2 protein-coding genes are annotated in these 1,776 nt (G+C 64.4%); one reads left to right on the plus strand and one right to left on the minus strand.

Annotation, left to right across the window (positions count from 1 at the left end; genetic code table 11):
- The coding region (locus CCR87_RS00040) for a GGDEF domain-containing protein (RefSeq protein WP_201155309.1) at positions 1-581 on the plus strand (581 nt) is incomplete at its 5' end.
- Positions 582-632: 51 nt separating this feature from the next.
- Here the strand turns inward: CCR87_RS00040 and CCR87_RS00045 are convergent.
- Positions 633-1,776: 4-hydroxybenzoate 3-monooxygenase (locus CCR87_RS00045; protein WP_201155310.1), on the minus strand; the 1,144-nt coding region annotated here is incomplete at its 5' end.

Below are 1,776 nucleotides of genomic sequence, written 5' to 3' on the forward strand. Positions count from 1 at the left end.
ACCACGACCGTCTGCGCGAGCGGATTCAGGCCTCGATGTCGATGGCGTTTATCGACAGCCTGACCGGGCTGTACAACCGTCGTTATTTGATGACCCATCTGGACCGCAAGCTGATGGGCATTGCCGACAACGAAAAGCCGGTCTCGGTGATGCTGTTCGACGTCGACAATTTCAAGGTGGTCAACGATACCCACGGCCACGGCGTGGGTGATGACGTTCTGGTCAAGCTCGCCGAGGTTGCGAACGACAACCTGCGCTCGATCGACCTGGTCGCCCGCCTGGGGGGCGAGGAGTTCGTGGCGGTGATGCCGGAAACCAATAGCGCCGCCGCTTTTCAGGTGGCCGAGCGTTTGTGCGCACAGGTCGCCGATAGCTCGATTGAGCTACCGGATGGTTCGCCTCTCAGCGTCACCATTTCGATCGGCTTGGCCACGGCCGAGACCGCGGACGAGATGGCCGATGCTATCCTGGAGCGCGCCGACGCAGCGCTCTATGCCGCCAAGAACGCGGGCCGGAACCAAGTACAGCTTGCGGAACCCGCAGGCTCCACCCCGGAATCCGCTACGGCCGGCCGACGCTAGAGCGTTCTGTAACACCGCTGCGTGTTTTCCTGCGTAGGCACGTCCGCCAAGTTACGTTGCCGGCGCCTCCAATGGCAGGCCGACGTAGTTTTCCGCCAAGTGCCGGGCGGCACTCTCGCAGGCGGCTGCGCTGGCCAGTTCGGCCTGCTGCAGACGCTCCTCGAAGGCGTCGGCATCCGGCTGGGCGTGCAGCATGCGGGTCATCCAGACCGAGAAGCGCTGCACCCGCCAGACCCGCTTCAGACAGACTTCGGAATAGCTGTCGAGGCCGCGCGGGTCGCCGGCTTCGAACCAGCGGACAAGTGCCGGGGCCAGCACTTGCACGTCGGCGAGGGCGAGGTTCATGCCCTTGGCGCCGGTTGGGGGAACGATGTGGGCGGCGTCGCCGGCCAGGAATAGGCGTTGATAGCGCATCGGTTCGACGACGAAGGAACGCATCGGCGCGACGTTCTTCTGCAGGATCGGGCCTTCATTGATCGTCCAGCCGTCGCCGGTCTCCAGCCGACGGTGCAACTCCGCCCATAACGCGGCATCCGACCAGGCCTCTGGGTCCTCATCCGGCCGGCACTGGAAGTAGAGCCGTGTCACGCTCGGCGAGCGCATGGAGTAGAGGGCGAAGCCGGTTTCGTGGCGGGCGTAGACCAGTTCATCGCTGGTCGGGGCCGCTTCAGCGAGCACACCCAGCCAGGCATAGGGATATCGGTGCTCGTATACTTTAAGGGCGTTGCTTGGAACGCTGGTCCGGCTGACGCCGTGGTAGCCATCGCAGCCAGCGATGAAGTCGCACACGAGTTCGTGGGGCTGGCCATTGTGGGTGTAGCGGACTTTTGGTTGGTCGCCGTCCAACCCTTCGATTGCGTTCACCTCGGCTTCGAACCGGATATCGCCGCCATCGGCCAGGCGTTGGGCGATCAGATCCTTCACCACCTCGTGTTGGCCGTAGACCATAATCTTCTTGCCGGTCAGACCTTCCAGGTCGATCCGGTGGTGCGCGCCGGCGAACGCGAGGTCGATGCTGGAATGCGCCATGCCCTGGGCGTCCATGCGTGCCCCCACGCCTGCCGCACGCAAGGCCGCGGCGCTTTGATGTTCCAGCACGCCCGCGCGGATCCGGCTTTCGACGTAGTCCCGGCTGTGTCGTTCCAGGACGACGGTGTCGATGCCACGCGCCGCCAACAGTTGGGACAGCATCAGC

The sequence above is a fragment of the Rhodobaculum claviforme genome, from assembly GCF_016653255.1.
Taxonomy (GTDB): Bacteria; Pseudomonadota; Alphaproteobacteria; order Rhodobacterales; family Rhodobacteraceae; genus Rhodobaculum; species Rhodobaculum claviforme.